A 21,576-nucleotide genomic window follows, 5' to 3' on the forward strand; every position below is an offset into this window, starting at 1 on the left:
TGGGGAAACGGACTCAGAAGTCCATGCCGCCCATGCCGCCGGTCGGATCGCCTGCAGGCGCTCCGGCCTTCTCCGGCTTGTCGGCGACAACGGCCTCGGTGGTCAGGAACAGAGCCGCGATGGACGCTGCGTTCTGCAGTGCCGAGCGGGTGACCTTGACCGGGTCGTTGATGCCTGCAGCGAGGAGGTCGCCGTACTCGTTGGTCGCAGCGTTGAGGCCGTGACCTGCGGGCAGGTTGGAGACCTTGTCCGCGACAACGCCAGGCTCGAGGCCGGCGTTGAATGCGATCTGCTTGAGCGGAGCGGACAGTGCAACGCGAACGATGTTCGCGCCGGTTGCCTCGTCACCTTCGAGCTTGAGGGCGTCCAGAGCGGGAGCTGCCTGGAGAAGTGCAACGCCGCCACCGGCGACGATTCCCTCTTCGACGGCTGCCTTGGCGTTACGCACAGCATCTTCGATGCGGTGCTTGCGCTCCTTGAGCTCGACCTCGGTAGCAGCGCCGGCCTTGATGACTGCAACGCCACCGGCCAGCTTGGCCAGACGCTCCTGCAGCTTCTCACGGTCGTAATCGGAATCGCTGTTCTCGATCTCGGCGCGGATCTGGCTGACGCGACCGGCGATGGCATCGGCGTCGCCGGCACCTTCGACGATGGTGGTCTCGTCCTTGGTGATGACGACCTTGCGTGCCTGGCCGAGCAGCTCGAGGCCTGCGGTCTCCAAGGAGAGGCCGACCTCTTCGCTGATGACCTCGCCACCGGTGAGGATGGCGATGTCGGCGAGCTGAGCCTTGCGACGGTCACCGAAGCCGGGAGCCTTGACGGCAACAGACTTGAAGGTGCCACGGATCTTGTTGACCACCAGGGTGGAGAGAGCTTCGCCCTCGACGTCCTCGGCGATGATCAGCAGCGGCTTACCGGACTGGATGACCTTCTCCAGCAGGGGAAGCAGATCCTTGACCGTGGAGATCTTGGAGCTGACGAGCAGGATGTACGCGTCTTCGAGGACGGCTTCCTGACGCTCTGCATCGGTGGCGAAGTACGCCGAGATGTAGCCCTTGTCGAAGCGCATGCCCTCGGTGAGCTCGAGCTGCAGGCCGAAGGTGTTGGACTCCTCGACCGTGATGACGCCTTCCTTGCCGACCTTGTCCATGGCCTCGGCGATGAGCTCGCCGATGGACGGGTCGCCGGCGGAAATACCGGCGGTAGCAGCGATCTGCTCCTTGGTGTCGATCTCCTTGGCGGTCTCGAGCAGGCGAGCTGTGACAGCCTCGACAGCCTTCTCGATGCCGCGCTTGAGGCCGAGCGGGTTGGCGCCGGCTGCGACGTTACGCAGGCCTTCGCGAACCAGTGCCTGTGCGAGGACGGTAGCGGTGGTGGTGCCGTCGCCTGCGACGTCGTCGGTCTTCTTGGCGACCTCCTTGACGAGCTCGGCACCGATCTTCTCGTACGGGTCGTCGAGTTCGATCTCCTTGGCGATGGAAACACCGTCATTGGTGATCGTGGGGGCGCCCCACTTCTTTTCGAGAACAACGTTGCGACCCTTGGGGCCCAACGTCACCTTGACAGCGTCGGCGAGGGCATTGAGGCCTCGCTCGAGGCCGCGACGTGCCTCTTCGTCGAACGCGATGATCTTTGCCATTGCGAAGTGATCCTCCGGATAGGGGGTGACACACAAGATGACCGCTCGTCGGGCCACCTCATCGGCACAAGGTGACCGGTTGCCTGGTCACCCATCTACGCCTGTGGTCTGAGTCAGTGCCCGCGACGGACGACCGGGGGTGTCTATGGTTCCCGGTCTCACTGCCTCGACCTGGCACTCACGGTTCGCGAGTGCCAACTGCATTTTTAGCACTCGAGCGAAGCGAGTGCAAGGTCGAGGGTCAGCCCGCGATGCAGAACTGTCCGTTACTGAAATTGATGGCAAACGACAGAAGTCCGACACAGTTGACGCCGTTTGCGTCTGCCGTCGCACCCGCGCCGTATCCGGCAACGGCGAACGTGTTGTTGCCGTCTCCGGCACCCGCCCGGGCGATCCCGCCACCGAGGGCGAAAGCCTGAGCCTGTCCGTTACCACGAGAAGCGCCGAGGGCGGTACCGAAACCGTTGGCGTAGGTATTGGTGTAGCCGTTGTCGGCGGCGACGCTGACGGCCGTTCCGCTGTCGGCAGCGCCGGCCTGGGCGCGCCCGGCGTCGACGGCCTGCGCCCCGCAGCTGGCCGTATCGGAAACCTGGATGTCGTTCGCCAACGGCGGCGACACGCAGGAGACCGGCGCAGCGGATGCCACGCCGCCGCCGAGAACCAGTCCGGCAGCGAGCCCCAGCCCGGCCGTCAACACCGCCCCGGTTCGCGCCAGTCGGGCCCTTGATCGATTACCGGACGTTCCATTTCCTCGAGCGGACGAACGGCGGGACCACGCTGACGAGATCAGGGGCATAGAAGACTCCTTAGCGGAATTCGATCATGGATTCGGGCGCGAGAGTACTCGCTCTCGGGACGTTCGTCACGCATTGCAGGTCACGACTCGAGCACGGTTGCCAAGAGCTTGGGCAGGTCCCCGACGGAGTCGATGACGTAGTCGGGTTTCTGCGGTGCCAGATCGAGGATCGGTTGCCGAAACTTCCCGGTACGCACCAGAACTCCGGTCAATCCGACCCTTTGCGACGAAAGGATGTCACCGGTCAGATCATCGCCCACCATGACGGTTGCCTCCGGGTCGACACCCATCAACTCGGTGGCAGCCAGAAACCCCGAGAGCGACGGTTTGCCCACCGACGCGATGTTGACGCCCGCGACCTCCTCGAGGCCCGGCAGATACGTCCCGGTGTCCGCCCGCAGACCCGCCTCCGTCTCCCACATCATCGCGCGGTGCATGGCGACGACGGGGACGCCGGCAAGCAACAACTCGAGCACCCGGCTGTACGCCTCGTGAGTGAACTCCGGACCGGCACCACCGAGGACGACGACCTCCGGATCACTCTCGACCAACTCGATCCCGTCGAGGTCCTCTGCCACGTCTCCACTGTTGAGCAACCAGGCCCGCGCCCCCGGATACGTGGATCTGACGTATTCCGCCGTCAGTCTGGCAGCGGTGACGATCTGCGAGGGATCGACGTCGATGCCCGCCTCGCACAGTCCGCGCGCGATCAGCGCCGAACTGCGTGAAGTGGTATTGGTGAGGAAACCGCATGCCAGACCGAGCCGGCGCACTTCCTCGACTGCAGCGTGCGCACCCTCTATCGGCTGCCAGGACGTCAGCAGGACGCCGTCGATGTCGAACAGAACACCTTCGATGTCGGCCATGCGCCCAGCCTATATTCGACCGCGCCCGCTCGCCGTGAAGAATTGGTAGGAGACGGACGTCGATCAGTAGGCTCCACGGTCATGGACCTGCGTACAGACGATCTCTTCTCCCTCGCGGGATCGTTGGCGGAACTACTGGGCGCCCCCGTCACCATCGAGGACGAGAACTCCACGGTGCTCGCCTATTCGGGCGGGGCTCAAGAAGTGGACGAGGCCCGTATCGGCACGATCCTGGGCCGCCAGGTGCCCAGCAAGATCCGTCAATTACTCTCCGAAGCAGGAGTATTCGACAGGATGCGCCGCGAGAGTGGCGCGATATACGTCGACCTCGACCATCCGGCGTTGACGCCGCGACTGGTCATCGCGGTACGTGAGAACGACCGCCCGGTGGGCTCCATCTGGGTGGCACTGACCGGCGAGGCGAGCGCGGCACAGGAAGCAGTACTTCGTGCCGCAGTCCCCCACGTCGCGGAACGTATCGCGAGTGAGCGTGACCGAATCGACCTCACCCGACTCGATCAGTCCCGTCGAGTGCTCGCCCTCGTCGGCGGTGGTCAGTCCGCATCCGCGGCGGCCGAGGATCTGCGCCTGACCGGCCCGTTGACCGTCGTTGCCGTCGGCACGGTCTCGGGGCCGGCGCCGGCCGGGTCTGCCGCCTCCCTGGGGCTGTACCTGGGCACTCTCGCGGTGGACGCCGTGGCGGCCGAGCTGGACCGGAACCTCTATCTGGTGGTGGCCGCCGACGAACTCACGACCCGAAGACTGGCCACCGACTTCCTGACCCGAGCACGTAGCGGCGCCCAGTTCGTCGTGGCCGTCGGACGTACCGTCGAATCTGCTGACGCAGCCCATCTTTCACGCGGCGATGCCGACCGGGTGCTCGGCGCCCTGCGATACGTCGGGGTCGGTGGAGTGGTCGCGGGCATGAAGGAGACCCTCGCGTCCGTGCTGGCGCTGCACGCCGCCGACATCGTGGGCGGACTCGCGCACACCACACCGCTGGCCGCACTGCGACGCCACGACATCCAGCACGGCAGCGATCTCGTGGCCACCGCACAGGCGTTCCTCGACCACGGCGGCGACGTCGCGCATTCGTCGGCCGCACTGCACGTTCACCCCAACACGTTGCGGAACCGGATCAGACGGTGCAAGCAGATGTGCGACGTCGACCTCGGTGACGCCGACACTCGGCTGATCCTGATGCTGCAGTTCAAACTCGAGCGCTGAAGTCGACCCCGAACCCTCGTTGTGCGAATCCACAACGAAGTCGAATCCGCAGTAGCCGAACGGCCACTGCTTTTGCCGTCTTCGCAGCTCATGCTTGAGATCGGAGCCGGTGTGACCGGCGCCTCGGTAGCGAGCAGAAGGAGTTCGAGATGGGAACTGGCAAGAGCCCCGACCGTGTGGTCGTCGTCGGGGCAGGTGTGGTGGGTTTGTCGACGGCGTGGTTCCTCCAGGAACGTGGAGTCGAGGTCACCGTCGTCGATCGGGACGGCGTTGCCGCCGACGCCAGCTGGGGTAATGCCGGCTGGTTGGCTCCGGCCCTGACTCTGCCGCTGCCCGAACCCGCCGTGCTGCAGTACGGGTTGCGCGCGATGCTCAGCCCGTCGTCGCCGGTGTACGTACCGCTGACGACCGATCTGAAACTGATCCGCTTCCTGGTCGGGTTCGCCCGACACTGCACCCCGGCCAAATGGGCGGAGGCGATGTCGGTGTACCTCGAGGTCAACAGAACCGCGTTGGGCGCCTTCGACGAACTCGCCGACGGTGGCGTGCAGGAGCAGACCCGCCTGGCCGATCCGTTCCTGGCCGCGTTCGCCTCCGAGAAGGACCGCGAAAATCTGGTCGCAGAGTTCCGCCACGTGCAGGACGGCGGCGGCGACGTCGACTTCGATCTCCTCGACCACGACGCCATCCATTCGCTCGAACCTGCTTTGGGACAAGGCGTGAAGGCGGGTATCCGGTTACGCGGACAGCGGTTCATCGACCCACCGCGCTTCGTGAACTCGCTGGCCGACGCGGTCCGCGAACGCGGCGGCGAAATCGTCACCGGCTTCGACGTCGCGAGCATCGACGATCACGCCTCCGGAACCGGTGTTCGCGCCGCCAACGGCGATTCGCGTGCGGCCGACGCCGTCGTGATTTCGAGTGGGGCACGGCTCAACAAGTTGGCTGCCCCGTTCGGGGTCCGCAAGCTGGTCCAAGCCGGCCGTGGCTACAGCTTCAGCGTCAAACCGGACCACCTGCCCAAGAACCCCGTCTACTTCCCCACCCAGCGTGTGGCGTGCACACCGCTGCACGATCGGTTCCGCGTCGCCGGGATGATGGAGTTCCGCAGCCCGGACGCACCGCTGGACCAGCGCCGGGTGCAGGCGATCGTCGACGCCGCCAAGCCGATGCTGACCGGTATCGACTGGACTGCCCGCGACGAGGAATGGGTCGGCTCACGCCCGTGCACGACGGACGGTCTGCCGTTGATCGGTGCGACGAAGTCGCCGCGAGTCCACGTTGCCGGCGGTCATGGAATGTGGGGAATCGCCTTGGGCCCGTTGACCGGGAAGATGGTGGCGGAGTCGATGACCGTCGGCACGATGCCTACCGTCATGCGTCACTTCGATCCGTTGCGTTGAGCGCGGGTTTGACCCACAGGTAGTAGGCGCCGGCCAGCAGAACCAGCCAGCCCGCGCCGACCGCCAGCGCACCTCGGGTGTCGGAGATGACACCGAGCAGAACTACGACGAAGGCCAGGAACGCTATCGCGAAGAGTTGGCCGTAGGGCCACAGCGGCACTGGGAACTTCAGTGCCGCTGTGTCGTCGGCGCTCATCTGGCGTCGTGAACGAAACTGCGAGAGCAAGATCATGATCCACACGAAGATGGTGGCGAACGTGGCCAGCGAGGCGATGACCACGAACACCTTGTCCGGGATCAGATAGTTGAGGAGCACTCCCACCAGTAGCGCGATCGTCATGATGACCACCGTCATCCACGGCACCCCGTTGCGGGACACCTTCTTCATCACCTGCGGTGCGTGACCGGACTGAGCCATGCCGAACATCATTCGACCCGCGCCGAAGACGTCGCTGTTGATCGCGGACAGCGCTGCGGTGATGACGACGATGTTGAGAATGGTGGCGGCGATACCCAGGCCCAGGTTCTCGAAGATCTGCACGAACGGGCTGTTGCCGGAGTTGATGCTCTGCCACGGGATGATCGCCATGATGACGGCAAGGGTGCAGATGTAGAAGACCATGATCCGCACCGGAACCGTGTTGACCGCTTTGCGGATGGTCGTGGCCGGATCCTCGGCTTCACCGGCGGTGATGCCGATGATCTCGGTACCACCGAATGCGAACATCACGATCGCGAAGCAGGCGACGAATCCGCCGAGGCCGGTGGCGAAGAATCCGCCGTCCGAGAAGAGGTTCGTTACTCCGACGTCGGTGTCGTGCACGCCGAAGCCGAACACGATGATGGCGATGCCGCCGACGATCATCGCCACGATCGCGGTGATCTTCACCAGCGTGAACCAGAATTCCATCTCGCCGAAAACCTTGACACTCAACAGGTTTATCGCACCGATGAAGAACACCGCGGCCAGCGCCCAAATCCATCTGGGCACGTCCTCGAACCAGAACTGCATGTAGATTCCGAAGGCGGTGACGTCTGCGAGACAGACGATGACCATCTCGAACGCATAGGTCCAGCCGGTCATGAACCCGGCCAGTGGACCGAGGTGCTTGTTCGCGTACTCGCTGAACGAGCCCGACACCGGATTGCGAACAGCCATCTCACCGAGCGCCCGCAGCACCAGGTACACCGCGACGCCGCCGATCAGATACGCCAGGAGCACCGATGGCCCGGCCCGCTTGATCGCTTCGGCGGAGCCGTAGAACAGGCCCGTTCCGATGGCCGAGCCGAGCGCGATGAAGCGGATATGGCGCGCCGTCAAACCTCGTTGGAGACCGCCCGTTTTGTCGGTCAACGTTTCGGCGTCGGTGTTCACTCGGTTCTCCAGTCGGACGGTCCACACAAAGTTGCGGGCACCATTGTCCACTACGGCGTCGACTGTCTCGGACAAACCCGGGAGAGCATCCCCGTGAACCCCGGCCGAAGCCCGTGCACTACGGCGTTGCCCTCATCCGCCGGACGGACCGCGGGCTGCGTTCCACGCGGCGCCGAGCGAGAACTGACTCGACACACCGTAGTGACGCATGGCGTCGGATACCCGTCTACGACCGGTTCTGGAGGTCAACCCCAAAGCCAGAGAGGCCGATTCCATCGTCTGACCGGTGTTCATCAGTTTCAGTATCGGATCCCACGGGTGCTCCCACCGGCGGTCGTGCGCGACGACAGGCACCGATTCCTCCCAGATGCGGTGGAAGATCCACGTCATCACCGCAGCGAGTTCGGGTGATCGAACGGACATGATGCTGCCGGGCCGGGCTTGCCCCCACTCGAAAGGGATTCCGATGCTCCCATGGTCGAGTATCCAGAAGAAACTCGGCGGATTCGGATGCATCCGCACCTGGGAGCCCGCATTGACCTCGCACCCGAGTCCGGTGCGCCCCAACTCGGTATTCGCGGCGGCGGTACCGACGATCAGTCGGATGTCGTGGTCCGTTCCGGAATTTTCGTCCCAGATCGAACCCGGCCCGGTTTCACCGAGCACCGTATTCAGCGGCGTGGTGTCGGGCACGCACGTATAGGAGGCTCGGGGCGTGGAGCGGCAGGCCTGCGATTGGTACATGTCCGCGGCCGCGAGCGGCCCGTGCATGACATCGACGGGTAGGCCGTGAACGTCGGTGTCACCGTGCTGCCAGGCTTGCAACAATGTCGGAAGCGTCTTCAGAATGCCGTGAGTTTTGGCGATGCCGTCGTCGAGATCGCGCGTCAAACCGGTCAGGATCCGTTGAGTGACGTCGGCGATGGTCGCGTCCGGGCGCCGGTAACTGATGGTTCCGTCCGCGACCGAGACGAAGCCGAGGTATTCGAGCTGCGATACGTCTCGTTCCGTCTCGACGGCTGATCGTCCGGTGACTGCGGCGAGCTCGGCAACGGTCGCGATCCGGCCACGTAGCGCGAGATCGAGAAGTTCCGCCAGTTCGATGGTCCGATTCACTCGGAACTCCTTCGTCCGGTCTGTCTGGAGCCTGGTACCACCGCACACGATCAACTCGTGGCCGCAAGTGTCCACCAGGTGAAATCGGGCCGGAACCGCACTATATCCGTATTACGATAAATATCCGTATTGCGCAACACTGTTCACGCAAGTGACCTGGGGCACAATGCCCGTTGACGGATACCTTACGATAGGTCAAAGTATTTGTAACTCGGCGTACCACAAATGACTGGAGTGAGACCTTGTCCAACACCCTCGAAGCAAGTATCGACATCGACGCGTCGCCGCAGGACGTCTGGGCAATCGTCGCCGACCTACAGCGCATGGGCGAGTGGAGCCCGCAATGCAAGGTCATGAAAGTCGTGGGCGGGACGGTCCGCGAAGGTGCCAGGACGATCAACGTCAACCGCAAGGGCCTTCTCGTCTGGCCGACGACGTCACGGGTCGTACGCTTCGAGCCCAACAAGTCGGTGGCGTTCCGAGTCGCCGAGAACCGAACGATCTGGTCGTACGAGCTCGAGGCCACCGAAACCGGCACCAAGGTCACCGAGCGCCGCGAAGCCCCGACCGGAACCTCCAAGGTCTCGCAGCTCCTGATCAAGACCGTCCTCGGGGGCAACGACGACTTCGAGGTCGAACTCGTCGACGGCATGAACGCCACCCTCGCCCACGTCAAGCGCGAAGCCGAGGCAACCGTGCGCGCCTGACACCACACCGAGCGCTCATCTCGCCGCCGCGGCCCCGCACCCGGCCGCGGACCGCTCCGCAACGGTCGACGTGCGAGAACGTGGCCCGACGCCGGCGCGGGGACCCGGGCAAGCCGTCCGTTCACACACCTCCGAGCGTCCGGAATGTGGCGCGCACCACTGACCCGCGTTCCCCGTGCGAGCATGATCACCGACCTCCTCACGTAATCTGTTCATTGCCCGACCGCCCCGCACTGCCTGTGCGGCCGGCGCCCGATCAACGAACAGTTAGAGGAGCCCGTGGCACGCCGACCCACTCCACCCGGTACCCCGCAACCGACCGGGATCGGACATTTCGTCGATCTGGTTCGTCATGCGATCCCGCCTCTGCATCCGGCCGGTCTGCCATTCGTCCTGGCACCCCTGGGCGTGGCCGTAGTGGGACGAAACCGCAAGTGGGTGCGCCGAGCGGGTCTGGGCGCTGCTGCCGCCTGCGCCACGTTCTTCCGCCATCCACACCGGGTTCCGCCCAATCGCATCGGCGTCGTCGTCGCTCCTGCCGACGGCGAGGTGGCCCTGGTCGACAACGCCGTGCCGCCCGCAGAGCTGAATCTCGGCAACCAAGCGCGCCCGCGTGTCAGCATCTTCCTGTCGGTCCTGGACGTCCACGTCCAGCGCAGCCCTGTCGGTGGCACCGTCAAGAACGTCGTGCACCAGGCAGGTAAGTTCCTCTCCGCCGATCTTGCCGATGCCAGCGAGGTCAACGAACGCAACAGCATGCTGCTCGAAACCGCGGACGGTCACGACGTAGCCGTGGTCCAAATCGCCGGACTGCTGGCGCGTCGCATCGTATGCGACGCGAAGATCGGCGACACCCTTCCGATCGGCGACACCTACGGGCTGATCCGCTTCGGTTCACGCGTCGACACCTACTTCCCGATCGGCACGACGCTGCTGGTGCAGCCGGGTCAGCGCACCATCGGTGCCGAAACCGTCATCGCTCAACTGCCATGAAAACGCCGAGGATCAAACCCGCCACGAAAAAACCCGGGGCGGCGGTGAAACCGCCGAAACGCACTCAGGCAGTTCGGTTACTGCCGTCGGTGGTGACGATCCTGGCACTGTGCGCCGGTCTGTCCGCCGTCAAGTTCGCCCTCGACGGACAGCCGGGTACGGCCCTCGCGATGATCGGAGCGGCAGCGATCCTCGACGCGTTGGACGGTCGCATCGCGCGCCTGCTCGACGCCACGAGCAAGATCGGCGCCGAACTCGACTCGCTGGCCGACGCCATCTCCTTCGGCGTGGCACCGGCCCTGGTGCTCTACGTGACGTTGTTGGACGGCACCAGTTTCGGTTGGATCGTCGCGCTCGTCTACGCGGTGAGCATCGTGTTGCGGCTCGCCCGATTCAACACCTTGCTCGACGACGACGGGGTGCCAGCGTACGCCCGCGAGTACTTCGTCGGCGTTCCGGCGCCCGCCGGAGCCTTGATCGCACTCACCCCGCTGGCCGCCGATTCTCAATGGGGCGACGGATGGTGGTCGTCGTACCCGGCCGTGGTGTGTTGGACGTTGCTGTCGGCTGCCCTGATCGTCAGTCGGATACCGACTTTGGCGATGAAATCCTTCTCGGTGCCGCCGCACATGGCGATCGGACTGTTGGTTCTGGTGGCATTGGCCGCCGCCGCGCTGGTCACCTTCCCGTACATTCTGTTGATCGTGCTGATCGCGGTCTACCTCGCCCACATCCCCTTCGCGATCCACTCCAAGCGATGGGTGGCGGCACGTCCGGAAACGTGGGACATCAAACCGTCCGAGCGGCGGGCCATCCGACGTCAACCGCCGACCGGTGGCCGTCGCTCCGCGGCGCGTCTGGGATTGCGGCGCCCCCGCTGAGGGCGCACACGTAGTCTCGAGGGGTGACTTCGCCGGAACTCGCCCTCACCGTCCGACTCAACACCTCCGCCGCCGACCTTCGACGCGGTGTGGTTCGCCTGCACCCCGAAGCGTTGGCGGCGTTGGGTATCCGAGAATGGGACGCCATCTCGTTGGTGGGTGCCCGGGCCACCGCGACGGTGGCCGGCCGCGCCCCGTCCGACTCGCCGGCCGGCACCATCCTGCTCGACGACGTCACCATGTCCAACGTGGGGATCACCGAGAACTCCGCTGTGGTGGTGGGGCCGGCGACGGTGTACGGCGCCCGCTCGGTGTCGGTCACCGGCTCCTCGATGGCCACCGCGTCGATCAGCGCGGCCGTGTTGCGGCAGGCCTTGCTGGGCAAGGTGGTCAGTGTCGGTGACACCGTGTCACTGCTGCCCCGAGATCTGGGCCCCGGAACCAGCACCGTCGAAGCCACTCAGGCACTCTCACGCACATTCGGAATTGCCTGGACCAGTGAACTGTTGACGGTCACCGCGGTGGAGCCCGCGGGTGGCCCGGTGAGCGTACAACCCAACTCCGCGGTGAACTGGGGTACGGCGATCGGCGGTTCACCCGCGATTACCACGCCGACGGCCGCTCCGTCGAGTGTCCCCGAACCCCCACCTGCCATCCCCCTCGACCATCTGGTCGGAGCAACGACGCAAGCGGCAAAACTGACCGAATGGCTCGGCCTGGCACTCGACGAGCCGGAGTTGCTGCGCACCCTCGGCGCAGCGCCGAACCTCGGCGTCCTCGTCACCGGTCCGGCAGGCGTAGGAAAGGCGACTCTCGCCCGTGCCGTTGTCGCCGATCGTCAGGTGATCGAACTCGACGGTCCCGGAGTCGGTGCCACGGAAGCCAATACGCGATTACAACGAATAGTCGACGCCGTTTCCGCGGTACGCAGTGGCGGCGTGCTCCTGATCACCGACATCGACGCCCTTCTGCCTGCCACCGCCGAACCCGTATCGGCCCTGATCCTCGAACAGCTTCGACTCGCCGTCGGCACCCCCGGTGTCGCCTTCGTCGCGACCTCGGCGCATCCCGAAGCGGTAGACGCCCGGCTACGCTCCCCCGACCTGTGCGATCGTGAACTGACACTGACCCTTCCGGACGGAGCGACCCGCAAGGCTTTGCTCGAACTACTGCTACGCAGAATCCCCACCGGAACCCTCGATCTGGACGCCATTGCCGCGCGCGCACCCGGATTTGTCGTCGCCGACCTCGCCGCGCTGTGCCGCGAAGCTGCACTCCGTGCCGCCACCCGCGCCTCGAAAGAATCCCGGACACCGGAAATCGCGCAGAGCGATCTGATCGGCGCGCTCGCCGTGATACGTCCGCTCTCCCGGTCGAGCACCGAGGAACTGTCCATCGGCAGTGTCACCCTCGACGACGTCGGCGACATGGTCGAGACCAAACAGGCACTCACCGAGGCAGTGCTCTGGCCTCTGCAGCACCCTGATTCGTTCACCCGCCTCGGCGTCGACCCGCCGCGCGGCGTCCTACTCTACGGACCACCCGGCTGCGGTAAGACGTATCTCGTTCGGGCACTGGCCAGCTCAGGACACCTCAGCGTGCACGCCGTGAAAGGCGCCGAGCTGATGGACAAGTGGGTGGGGGCCTCCGAGAAAGCAGTTCGCCAACTGTTCCAACGCGCCCGCGACAGTGCACCGTCCCTGATCTTCCTCGACGAGATCGACGCCTTGGCGCCGCGACGTGGACAGAGTTCGGACTCCGGCGTCTCCGATCGCGTCGTCGCCGCACTGCTGACCGAGATGGACGGCGTCGAACCGCTCCGCGACGTCGTGGTGCTCGGCGCCACCAACCGACCCGATCTCATCGACCCGGCGCTGCTGCGACCCGGACGACTCGAGCGTCTGGTGTTCGTGCCGCCGCCGGACGCGCAGGCCCGCGAAGCGATCCTGAAGGCGGCGGGCAAGTCGGTTCCGCTGGCGAGCGACGTCGATCTGAGCGCGTTGGCAGTCGATCTCGACGGCTACTCCGCCGCCGACTGCTCGGCGCTGCTACGAGAGGCCGCGCTGGCCGCGATGCGGCGGAGCATGGATGCGGCCGACGTCACCGCGGACGATGTCGCCGTTGCACGCGAAAAGGTGCGCCCCTCACTCGATCCCGAGCAAGTGGCGCACCTGAAGGCTTACGCGGACAACCGCGGGTAGATCACGACCAGCGGCCCAGGATCTCCGTCGCCCGATCAGCGAGGGCCTTCTGGAAGAACGGCCCGAAGCTGACGCGGGCCACCCCGAACTCACCGAAGCTCGCCGGATCGTCCTGATCCGGGATGCCGATCGCATTGATCGGCAGCGGAAGTTCGGCAACCAGACGCCGGTAGGTCGCCTCGTCGTGACGACCTACCGGGTACAGCACGTCTGCTCCGGCGTCGGCGGCAAGCTTGAGCCGATCGACGGCGCGATCGACCCGATCCGCCTCCGCACCGACCTGTTTGACGAACAGATCGGTGCGGGCGTTGACCACCACGTGCACCCCGGCGCTGTCGGCGGCCTGACGGAGTCCGCCCACGAAGTCCGCGTGTTCCTGCGCCTCGCGGAGCCGTCCGCCCTCGCTGTGGACGGTGTCCTCGATGTTGAGGCCCACAGCTCCGGCTTCGATCAAACCGTTGATCAGGACGGCAGGTTCGAGCCCGTACCCGCCCTCGACGTCGACGGAGATCGGCACGTCCACAGCCGCCGTGATCTGCGTGATCCGATGCAGGAGTTCGTCGAAGGTGATCCCCTCGTTGTCCGGCTTTCCGATGGAATCGGAAACCGGGTGGCTGCCGACCGTCAATGCGGAAAACCCGCTCGCCACCGAAAGGTTTGCCGACCAGGCATCCCACACGGTCGGGAGAATGACGGGGTTACCCGGCTGATGCAGCGCCAGCAGATTCTTCGCCTTGTCGTCGATCGATGTCATCGCACAATCCTCACACTTGGTTCGGGCATGAATGTTCGGCGTTCGGTAAGCGAAACGCTACAGATCGGCGCGGCATTCCCCCTACCGCCTTGATCGAATGCGAAGCCGATTCCGGAGATTGACGGTAGGTTCGAGAGATCAACAGCGAGGGGGCTGTACATGACGGCAACCGAAGCGTCGTCCGATGCTCGTAGAACGATTACGGCAGGAGTCTCGTCCGCGACCGGGCATACACCCCTGATCGAACTGACGGCCCTGTTTCCTGAGCACGACGTTCGCGTCATGATGAAGATGGAGATGCTCAATCCGGCGGGAGTGCGAAGGACCGGACCGCCGAGTCACTGGTGAACGACGCTCTGGCCACCGGCCGCCTGCACCGCGGGCAGACCGTGGTCGAGTCCAGTTCGGGGAACCTGGGACTGGCGCTGGCGCGCGCGTGCACGACGCGCGGATTGCGATTCATCTGTGTCGCCGATACCAGAACCAACCGGGCGACCATCTCGATGATGCGAGCACTCGGAGCCGACGTGCGAATCATCGACAGCCCGGACCCCGAGACCGGGGAACTCCTCACGGCCCGGATCCGTGAAGTGAAACGGATCGTCGCCGACAACGCGGACACCGTCAATCTCGACCAGTACTCCAACGCCGCGAACCCACGCGCTCATCGAGACGGCACCATGACCGAGATCGTCGACGCGTTGGACGGGAAGGGACCCGACCACCTCTTCGCCGCCACCAGCACCACCGGAACCGTCTCGGGCTGCCGTCAACTCGTGGACGCCCGGAAACTACCGACGCGCATCGTCGCCGTGGATGTGGAGGGCAGCGCGCTCTTCGGCGGACCGCCGGGGCCTCGGACCCTCCCTGGCATGGGGGCCGGTCAGCAGACGAGCATGTCGCGGCACTCGAGGCCGTCGTCCGTGGTCCGTGTCAGCGAACAAGACTGCATTCGCGGCTGCCGACTCCTCGCTCGCCGGGAGGGAGTACTGGCGGGAGCCTCCACCGGCGGCGTGGTCGCCGCCCTACGCCGTAGCCTGCCGAACGTCGACGCGGGAGAGACGGTAGTTCTGATCGGCCACGACAGCGGAATCTCTTATGCCGAAACGGTGTACGACGACCGGTGGGTCGAAGGCACACTGCACCTGAATCGAACTGAGGCGCTGGCTTGGTTGTGACCCACCGCATCGCCGTGGTCGGCGGTGGACCGAAAGCGCTCTTCGCACTCGAATCGTTGATCGCCGCAACCTCGAACAGCAGCGTCGACATCGCGGTGGACGTGTTCGATCCGCAACCACCCGGGCACGGTGCCGCCTACGATCCCGCTCAACCCGAATACCTCCGGCTCAACGTCGACGCGGGAATCGTCTCGGTGTGGCCGCTGAGCCGAACAGATGACCGAAGACCGGATTTCCGTGTGTGGGCAGCAACCTTCGATCCGAAATACGCCGACGCCGTCTTTCCGCCGCGCGCCGCAGTCGGACGGTACCTTCGCTGGGCTTTCGACCAACTCACCAGGCAATCCGCGGCGGTGCGGATCAGCCACGTACCGGCCACCGTCGACGATCTCGAACCTACGCCGGCCCGAGGCTGGACAGTGCTCGCCGATCGAAGACACGGACCGTACGACGAGGTTCTGATCGCCACCGGCCACGCTCGCAGTTGGAACGGCACCCTGCTCGACGAGTCGATTCCCGTGCACCGGGCATTTCCGGTCGAGCAGCTGGGCGCCGTCCCACGCGGAAGCCGGGTTCGGGTGCGCGGCGCGGCGCTCACGTTCATCGACGTGGCGCTCACTCTCACCGAAGGCCGCGGCGGCACCTTCACCACGACCGCCGACGCTCTGCTCTACCATCCGAGCGGCAACGAGCCGGCCCTGACCAGCCCCTACTCGCGATCAGGATTGCTACTGACACCGAAACCCGACGTGCTCCGACCGCTCCCCGACATCTCCCATGCCCGTCAACGGCTGGTCAGCGGCACACTCGACGCCCTCGAAACCGCCGTCATCGACCTCGCCGCAGACGTGCTCAGTGCCGCAGGCGTTCGGCCCCACCGAGGCGAGCTGGTCGCGGCCCTGAACACGGACGTCGACGTCGACGTCGTCGAACGTCTGCGCCACTGCGTTGCCGTATGCTGCGGAAGCCTCCCGCCAGGCCCGGAATACGCACTCGGTCGGGCGTGGTCGCTGATCTACCGCGACCTGGTCCGCCGGTTCTGCGTACCAGAGCTACCGATAGGTGACCGTGCCCGCTTCGCCGAATTAGCCTGCACCATGGAACGATTCGCGTTCGGACCGCCGTTGCTGAACGCACGCAAGCTGTTGGCGCTGATCGAATCGGGCATCGTCGACGTCGATCACCTCACCGGTGTCGCTACCGACGGCGGCCCGTACGATGTGCTCGTCGACGCCGTACTCCCACCGCCCGGGTGGCGGCACGTCACCGACCCCCTTGTCACGGCGCTACTCGCCCGGGGGCTCGTCACCATCGCCGACGGTGCGCGCGGGATCAATGTGGACGGCACCGCTCGCGTCATGGGCCCCGACGGCGCGACGATCGGGCTCTCCGCCACAGGCAGGCCGACCGAGGACTCGGTGATCGGAAACGACACCCTCAATCGAGCGATTCACGATCACCCCCAACTGTGGGCTGAGCGCCTACTCGACACGTTCGAAGGACGACATGACTGACAATGTTCGACAATTGTGCATCGGTACGACACCTCTGGACGCCCGACTCGAACCGTGGATCGTTGACCTACTTGCCGACCCGAGCCGGCTCGCCGACGCGGTTGCCTCCCACGGTTCACCACTGAACGTCCTGCATCCGGGCGCCCTCGCCCGCAACGCCGCCGAACTGGTCGACGCCGCCGCGACAGCCGACGTGGACCTGCGGGTCTTCTTCGCCCGCAAGGCAAACAAAGCGCTGACCTTCGTCGACGCCGCCAAAGACGCGGGACTGGGTGTCGACGTCGCCTCCGAACGCGAACTACGCCAGGTGTTGGACCGCGGCGTGGATCCGAGCGACATCATCGTCACGGCAGCGGTAAAACCTCGATCTGCGCTCTCCCTCGCACTACGCCACGGCGTCACCGTCGCGCTCGACAACACCGACGAGGCGCAGGCATATCTCGCCGTCGCCGCGGATTCGGAACCTGCGTCGATTCCGGTGGCCCTGCGGCTCGCGTCGTCGAACCCCGACATCGCCCCCACCAGATTCGGACTCTCACACGAGCAATGGCTGCAGTGGCTGGACGAGGTGAATCCGCAGGCCTTTCGAATCGAAGGGATTCATTTCCACCTCCACGGCTACGATCCCGCCCACCGCGCCGTCGTGCTCGGTGAAGCCATGGCCCTGGTCGACGAACTCCACACCCGTGGGCACCGGCCCACTTTCGTCGACATGGGCGGCGGAATTCCGATGAGCTACCTCGACGACAGCGATCAATGGGAGCAGTTCGGGCACGCGCACCGTCGCGCGGTGCTCGGCGAGCAGGAGCCGCTCACCTGGCGTGGTGACGGCTTGGGACTGAGCGCGCGCGACGGCCGGATCGAGGGGACGCTGCAGACCTACCCGTTTCACCAGTCCATGATCCGCGGCGGGTGGATCAGCGCCGTGGCCGAGGCTTTCTCGGCCCACACCGATGTCGCACTCGGAGCTTGCCTACGCTCGCGCGGTGTCCGTCTGCACTGCGAACCGGGACGATCCTTGCTCGACGGCTGCGGTATGACCGTGGCGTCGGTGGTCTTCCGAAAAACCAGCAGTGACGGCATAGCACTGATCGGCCTCGAAATGAATCGAACCCAATGCCGTTCCACCTCAGCCGATTACCTCGTGGACCCGATACTCCTCCGCAGCCCGCAGTCCGGCCCGCCCGGGCCACCGACCGACGGATTTCTCGTGGGAGCTTACTGCATCGAAGAAGAGCTGATCCTGCGTCGGCGGCTCCGTTTTCCCGCCGGTGTGGCAGTCGGAGATCTGCTGGTACTCCCCAACACAGCCGGCTATCTCATGCACATACTCGAGAGCGAGTCACACCAATTGCCCTTGGCCCGCAATGTTCTCGCCGACAACGATTTCGCGCTGGACGCCATAGATCTCTGAGTTCGATTCGGCAGCACCGAACCAAATCCGCTCACCAGGCTCGGGCACGGAAACGTTCAGCTCGGCCCGGCGTCGACCACCGCGCGACGACAGGCGAGCAGCCTCCAGTGCGGTTTCGTCGTAGCTCACCTGACACTTGTCCCGAGGTATCCACGCGATAGGTTGGATCGATGCCACTGGATCTGCGCGCGATACTGACCACCCTTGCCGCCCTGGCATCCGGATCGCTGGCGGCGTTCGCCCTGACCAACCCGGCATTGCGGGACTACGCCGTCATCGCCTCCCAATCGGAAGTGGACAGGTGGATCAGCAGCGGCCCCACCGCCGTCGCGATCGGGGCGGTGGTGGCAGCCCTCGCCTGCGTGCTGACGCAACGACGCGGCTCGACGCGGGCAGCGTGGATTGCGGTGACCACCGCCGTCGCCGTCCTCGCCATGATCCGCGTGGCGGTGCCCGAGGTCGCCGTTCTCGATCTCTTGATCGCACTCACCATCGTCAAAAGCATTGCCGCAGGCATTATTCTGGGATGCGCCCTCGCCGCGAGTTGGGGCCAGGCCACCGCACAGAACGCCCTGCTCCTCGGCGTGCTCACCAGTTTCCTCTCGGTTCGGGCATTCTCCGACGGTGCCGGACGGTTCAGCACCTCGGCGATCGGCGAACCTGCGTGGGGACTGCTCGCCGCGACGGCTGCAGTGGCCGTCGGCTGTGCCGTCACCGCCTCTGCCGGATTTCGTATCCGCCGGCCGGACTCCGGCGAGATTCGCATCGCCCTCGTCGTGACCGTCGCCCTCGCGATCGGGCATCGAGTGCTTGGCGCCGTCGTCGACGGCAACCAGTACGCTGCCGAGGCGACCATCTGGACGGTGCTCGTTCTCGCCGCGGGTGCAGCACTGGCACTGACGGCGATCGCCGCCAACCGCCTCGGCGATCAATCCGGCGCCGGTGGAAAATTCCTCTGGGCCACAACAGCACTCGCAGCATCCTCCGCTCTGCTGTTCGTCGACATCGCGCAGCAACCCGGGCTCTGGCCGTCACCGTGGATACCCGTGGTGGTAGCGGCGGCCACCGTGGCGATCGGACTGCGGATACACCGCCGGATTCCCACCGCACTCGCGTCGGCGGTCCTCGTCGCGGTACCGGTATCGGAACTTCTTCCCTTCGACGCCGCCCACGGGGTGTGGGCCACCACCGTCAAAGTCGCAGCATTGGGCATCGGCGGCGCGATACTGCTCGGATCACTCGCGCCGGGCAGCCTGGTGGACGCAACTCTCGGGCTGGCAATTCCATTTGCTGCCATGACCTTCGCCTCGATTGCCTACGTCACCCGCCAACTCTCGTTTCCGATACCGATCTACTCTGCGTACCTACAACAACAGATCGACATCGACGCGATCCCCGTACCCACCGACGCGTACGTCGCCAACCTGGTGCTCGCAGCTCCTGTCGACTACGTCACCGCCGAAAGCGTCGGCGCCACGGTACTGTTCGCGGTGACGGTGACGATCTGCGCTGCCGCGATCCGGAAGCGGCCACGCCCCGTCGTGGAGGCAGCGATACCCGACTGAGACCCGTTACCGGCCGGAACCCGTGACCGTCCGACTACGGTGAACCGATGATTTCGGACACGAACACGCCGCGCACGATTCTGGGTGCGCTCACCGCGTTCGTGGTGCTCGCGGTCGCTCTGGCACCACTGGCGAGCAGCAGATCGGCAACGGAGTTCGACGGCGGCGACTTCTTCTCGGTCGGCACACTCGCAATGGGCGTCACCGTGGTCCTCGCCGTGGCTGTCGCAGGTGTCCTGATGCGATACCGCCGCCGGACGGCTGCAGCAACTGCCGGCGTGGGTCTCGTACTCGAACTTCTCGGATTGCACTCGCTCACCGCTCCCGCGCTGATTCCCCTGGGCGCCGGGATTGCCCTCGGCGCTGTCACCGTCGCCACCGCGTCCGCCGTCGGGGCGGTGGCGGGAACGATGTCGGCGGTCCTTGCACCCGGCGCACTGACCGCGCCTGCGCTACCTCGCCGATACGCGGACTACTTGAGTGGCCCCTACCCTTTCCAACCCACCGGCGCTGTCGTGGCCGTCGTCGCACTCGTACTGATCGTGGGCACCGCAATCGTCTGGTGGAACGAGGCCGCACCCGATCGGCCACACGAGCCCGGTCACCGTCGAACGCTGCTGGTCGCCGAACTTCTGGTGGTATTCGGCCTCATCGGAACCTGGTGGGTCGTCGGAGCGCAGCTATGGATGGTCGTGTTGGTGGTGATCGCAGCGACTGCTATCACCGTCGTCAGTGCCCGAGCTCTACCCAGTGGCCTTCTGTTGATGGCGACCGCCGCCGCCACAAGCCTGATCGTGACCACGACCAACCGGCCCACGACTTTCGAATCGGTGTCGATCGGATCGGATATCTCGGCCGCGGTCCCGATCGGCATCGCGATCGTGGCAGCAGCCGCGATCGGCGCCTACCGGCCGGCGCCCCGCGTCGGATACGCCGTGCTCGCCATTCTTTCCGCTGCCGCGATCGTGACGTACATCGGTCCGCCGACACCGACCTGGGGCACATCACTGGTCATGGACGTCGTTGCCACCGCGCTCGCCACCTATGCCGTGACGAGCGCGGTGCGACGGGAACCCGGCGGCATCGATCCGCCCCGCCTCCTACTCGGACTCGGTGTCCTCTTCGGTCCCACGGCGTTCGCCGTTCTCCTGCGCAACCGGATGGACTTCGGATGGACCGCCTACACACCACTGACCTCCGCCACCTCGTACGCGCCCTCAGCAGACCTGGCGATCTCGAGTTGCCTCGCGCTGGTCGTCGTCGCCGTCTGCTGCTACGCACACCTGCGACTCGAGTCGAACAATCGACAAGGCCCCCCGATCAATCGATCAAACCCATTGCCGCCAGACGCCGAAACACCATGAGCGATCCGGGAGCCACCTCGTCCATCGCCGCGTACTCGGCGAGGGTGAAGTAACGGAACTCCGCGATCTCGCTGGTCGGACGCGGTTCCCCGACCATGTCGGCCAGAAAACAACTCATGTGCAGACCCACATCGGCCGGGTGTCCGAACGCATGGCATTCGACGACGTCGAGGAATGTGACGGAGTCGAGTGCGACATCCAACTCTTCCCGAATCTCACGGTGCAGCGCCTGCTCCGGAGTCTCTCCCGGATCGATTTTTCCGCCCGCCATGTAGAAGGCGGTCTTGCCGACCGAGCGGGCCTGAATGAGGCGTCGGTCACGAATATGTGCGAGGGCAGAGGTACGAATCACGGTCGTCGGAGTCTGGGGATTCACCAGCCCATTTTACGTGCACACAGCACAGCTCACCTGGACGGGACAGGTCCGCGTCGGTGACCGAATCGACTCGCTTCGCAGTAAAACTGCCACGCCCGCTAATATGGTTGCACAGACAAACACTCCCGCGTGGAGAATTGTCTTGGTTTTGACCGATAGGTTCGATTAGTTCGGACACCCCGCCGCCCGATACCAACACGACGGAGT

19 protein-coding genes are annotated in these 21,576 nt (G+C 65.4%); 12 read left to right on the top strand and 7 right to left on the bottom strand.

All coding sequences use genetic code 11. The features are described from left to right. Positions 1 to 13: 13 nt before the first annotated feature. From groL to ABH922_RS17735, 3 genes are all read right to left on the bottom strand, one after another. Positions 14 to 1,639 carry a chaperonin GroEL gene (gene groL, locus ABH922_RS17725; protein ID WP_424808157.1) on the bottom strand — a complete coding sequence of 542 codons (1,626 nt, stop codon included), beginning with the start codon at positions 1,637 to 1,639 and terminating at the stop codon, positions 14 to 16. A 241-nt stretch (positions 1,640 to 1,880) separates the two neighbouring features. Then, entirely contained in the window at positions 1,881 to 2,435 is a 555-nt protein-coding gene (locus ABH922_RS17730) for a DUF6764 family protein (protein ID WP_424808158.1), read from the bottom strand. Positions 2,436 to 2,515: 80 nt separating this feature from the next. Then, positions 2,516 to 3,301, bottom strand: a complete 786-nt coding sequence (locus tag ABH922_RS17735) for an HAD-IIA family hydrolase (RefSeq protein WP_424808159.1) — start codon at positions 3,299 to 3,301, stop codon at positions 2,516 to 2,518. Positions 3,302 to 3,382: 81 nt separating this feature from the next. Here ABH922_RS17735 and ABH922_RS17740 point away from each other — a divergent pair, with 81 nt between their 5' ends. Beyond that, a complete protein-coding gene (locus tag ABH922_RS17740; RefSeq protein ID WP_424808160.1) occupies positions 3,383 to 4,528 on the top strand; it encodes a PucR family transcriptional regulator in 1,146 nt (381 codons plus the stop codon). Between the two features lie 149 nt (positions 4,529 to 4,677). Next, positions 4,678 to 5,931: an NAD(P)/FAD-dependent oxidoreductase gene (locus ABH922_RS17745; RefSeq protein ID WP_424808161.1), complete on the top strand. Its 1,254-nt coding sequence runs from the start codon at positions 4,678 to 4,680 to the stop codon at positions 5,929 to 5,931. On the opposite strand, the gene ABH922_RS17750 is transcribed toward ABH922_RS17745, so the two are convergent. After that, positions 5,903 to 7,306: an amino acid permease gene (locus tag ABH922_RS17750; RefSeq protein ID WP_424809709.1), complete on the bottom strand. Its 1,404-nt coding sequence runs from the start codon at positions 7,304 to 7,306 to the stop codon at positions 5,903 to 5,905. The genes ABH922_RS17745 and ABH922_RS17750 overlap by 29 nt on opposite strands. Positions 7,307 to 7,438: 132 nt before the next feature. Then, positions 7,439 to 8,422: a hypothetical protein gene (locus ABH922_RS17755; protein WP_424808162.1), complete on the bottom strand. Its 984-nt coding sequence runs from the start codon at positions 8,420 to 8,422 to the stop codon at positions 7,439 to 7,441. Positions 8,423 to 8,664: 242 nt separating this feature from the next. Between ABH922_RS17755 and ABH922_RS17760 the strand changes: the two genes are divergently transcribed. From ABH922_RS17760 to ABH922_RS17775, 4 genes are all read left to right on the top strand, one after another. Next, entirely contained in the window at positions 8,665 to 9,129 is a 465-nt protein-coding gene (locus ABH922_RS17760; RefSeq protein ID WP_424808163.1) for an SRPBCC family protein, read from the top strand. 279 nt (positions 9,130 to 9,408) lie between these two features. Continuing rightward, positions 9,409 to 10,122, top strand: a complete 714-nt coding sequence (locus ABH922_RS17765; RefSeq protein WP_424808164.1) for a phosphatidylserine decarboxylase — start codon at positions 9,409 to 9,411, stop codon at positions 10,120 to 10,122. Further along, a complete protein-coding gene (locus tag ABH922_RS17770) occupies positions 10,119 to 11,003 on the top strand; it encodes a CDP-alcohol phosphatidyltransferase family protein (protein WP_424808165.1) in 885 nt (294 codons plus the stop codon). The genes ABH922_RS17765 and ABH922_RS17770 overlap by 4 nt, the downstream gene beginning before the upstream one ends. 23 nt (positions 11,004 to 11,026) lie before the next feature. Then, a complete protein-coding gene (locus ABH922_RS17775) occupies positions 11,027 to 13,204 on the top strand; it encodes an AAA family ATPase (protein ID WP_424808166.1) in 2,178 nt (725 codons plus the stop codon). Between the two features lies 1 nt (position 13,205). Here the strand turns inward: ABH922_RS17775 and ABH922_RS17780 are convergent, their stop codons facing one another. Next, positions 13,206 to 13,958 carry an isocitrate lyase/PEP mutase family protein gene (locus tag ABH922_RS17780; protein ID WP_424808167.1) on the bottom strand — a complete coding sequence of 251 codons (753 nt, stop codon included), beginning with the start codon at positions 13,956 to 13,958 and terminating at the stop codon, positions 13,206 to 13,208. A gap of 159 nt (positions 13,959 to 14,117) precedes the next feature. On the opposite strand from ABH922_RS17780, the gene ABH922_RS17785 reads away from it, so the two are divergent. The 6 genes from ABH922_RS17785 (at position 14,118) to ABH922_RS17810 (ending at position 20,993) form a co-directional block, all read left to right on the top strand. After that, positions 14,118 to 14,306 carry a hypothetical protein gene (locus ABH922_RS17785; RefSeq protein WP_424808168.1) on the top strand — a complete coding sequence of 63 codons (189 nt, stop codon included), beginning with the start codon at positions 14,118 to 14,120 and terminating at the stop codon, positions 14,304 to 14,306. After that, complete coding sequence (locus ABH922_RS17790) at positions 14,303 to 15,136, top strand: pyridoxal-phosphate dependent enzyme (RefSeq protein ID WP_424808169.1); 834 nt, start codon at positions 14,303 to 14,305, stop codon at positions 15,134 to 15,136. The genes ABH922_RS17785 and ABH922_RS17790 overlap by 4 nt, the downstream gene beginning before the upstream one ends. Next, positions 15,133 to 16,650, top strand: a complete 1,518-nt coding sequence (locus ABH922_RS17795) for an FAD/NAD(P)-binding protein (protein WP_424808170.1) — start codon at positions 15,133 to 15,135, stop codon at positions 16,648 to 16,650. The genes ABH922_RS17790 and ABH922_RS17795 overlap by 4 nt, the downstream gene beginning before the upstream one ends. Continuing rightward, positions 16,643 to 18,064, top strand: coding sequence for an alanine racemase (locus tag ABH922_RS17800; RefSeq protein WP_424808171.1), 1,422 nt, complete (start codon positions 16,643 to 16,645; stop codon positions 18,062 to 18,064). The genes ABH922_RS17795 and ABH922_RS17800 overlap by 8 nt, the downstream gene beginning before the upstream one ends. Positions 18,065 to 18,234: 170 nt before the next feature. Next, the gene (locus tag ABH922_RS17805) at positions 18,235 to 19,629 is read left to right on the top strand and encodes a hypothetical protein (protein ID WP_424808172.1); all 1,395 of its coding nucleotides are present in this window, start codon (positions 18,235 to 18,237) and stop codon (positions 19,627 to 19,629) included. 47 nt (positions 19,630 to 19,676) lie between these two features. Continuing rightward, positions 19,677 to 20,993: a hypothetical protein gene (locus ABH922_RS17810; protein WP_424808173.1), complete on the top strand. Its 1,317-nt coding sequence runs from the start codon at positions 19,677 to 19,679 to the stop codon at positions 20,991 to 20,993. On the opposite strand, the gene ABH922_RS17815 is transcribed toward ABH922_RS17810, so the two are convergent. Further along, on the bottom strand, positions 20,950 to 21,369 hold the full coding sequence (locus ABH922_RS17815; protein WP_424808174.1) for an NUDIX hydrolase: 420 nt from the start codon (positions 21,367 to 21,369) through the stop codon (positions 20,950 to 20,952). The two genes, ABH922_RS17810 and ABH922_RS17815, sit on opposite strands and share 44 nt — an antisense overlap. Positions 21,370 to 21,576: the final 207 nt, after the last annotated feature.

This window comes from Rhodococcus sp. 27YEA15, assembly GCF_049739425.1.
GTDB lineage: Bacteria > Actinomycetota > Actinomycetes > Mycobacteriales > Mycobacteriaceae > Rhodococcus_F.

Coding starts and splice junctions, on each gene's coding strand:
- groL (WP_424808157.1), bottom strand. CDS start 1,639: ATGGCAAAGATCATCGCGTTCGACGAAGAGGCACGTCGCGGCCTCGAG.
- ABH922_RS17730 (WP_424808158.1), bottom strand. CDS start 2,435: ATGCCCCTGATCTCGTCAGCGTGGTCCCGCCGTTCGTCCGCTCGAGGA.
- ABH922_RS17735 (WP_424808159.1), bottom strand. CDS start 3,301: ATGGCCGACATCGAAGGTGTTCTGTTCGACATCGACGGCGTCCTGCTG.
- ABH922_RS17740 (WP_424808160.1), top strand. CDS start 3,383: ATGGACCTGCGTACAGACGATCTCTTCTCCCTCGCGGGATCGTTGGCG.
- ABH922_RS17745 (WP_424808161.1), top strand. CDS start 4,678: ATGGGAACTGGCAAGAGCCCCGACCGTGTGGTCGTCGTCGGGGCAGGT.
- ABH922_RS17770 (WP_424808165.1), top strand. CDS start 10,119: ATGAAAACGCCGAGGATCAAACCCGCCACGAAAAAACCCGGGGCGGCG.
- ABH922_RS17780 (WP_424808167.1), bottom strand. CDS start 13,958: ATGACATCGATCGACGACAAGGCGAAGAATCTGCTGGCGCTGCATCAG.
- ABH922_RS17785 (WP_424808168.1), top strand. CDS start 14,118: ATGACGGCAACCGAAGCGTCGTCCGATGCTCGTAGAACGATTACGGCA.
- ABH922_RS17800 (WP_424808171.1), top strand. CDS start 16,643: ATGACTGACAATGTTCGACAATTGTGCATCGGTACGACACCTCTGGAC.
- ABH922_RS17805 (WP_424808172.1), top strand. CDS start 18,235: ATGCCACTGGATCTGCGCGCGATACTGACCACCCTTGCCGCCCTGGCA.
- ABH922_RS17810 (WP_424808173.1), top strand. CDS start 19,677: ATGATTTCGGACACGAACACGCCGCGCACGATTCTGGGTGCGCTCACC.